Below are 277 nucleotides of genomic sequence, written 5' to 3' on the forward strand. Positions count from 1 at the left end.
CGGTGCAGATGCCGGCGCTCGGGGAGAGCGTCACCGAGGGCACCGTCACCCGCTGGCTGAAGTCGGTCGGTGACACCGTCGAGGTGGACGAGCCCCTGCTGGAGGTGTCCACCGACAAGGTCGACACCGAGATCCCCTCTCCCGTGGCCGGGACCCTGCTGGAGATCCTGGTCGGCGAGGACGAGACCGTCGAGGTCGGCACCGACCTCGCCCGAGTCGGCGACCCCTCCGAGCAGGGCTCCGCCCCGCAGCAGGACGCCCCCGCCGAGCAGCCCGC

Annotated in this window: 1 protein-coding gene; it reads left to right on the top strand. The window is 72.9% G+C overall.

Translation table 11 applies throughout. From position 1 onward, the window contains the following. Positions 1–2 precede the first annotated feature (2 nt). Positions 3–277, top strand: a 275-nt coding sequence (locus tag MN205_RS00460; RefSeq protein WP_308220212.1) for a biotin/lipoyl-containing protein, incomplete at its 3' end; no start/stop codon positions are given.

It is taken from the genome of Kineococcus sp. TRM81007 (assembly GCF_022669155.1).
In the GTDB taxonomy this organism is placed as follows: Bacteria; Actinomycetota; Actinomycetes; order Actinomycetales; family Kineococcaceae; genus Kineococcus.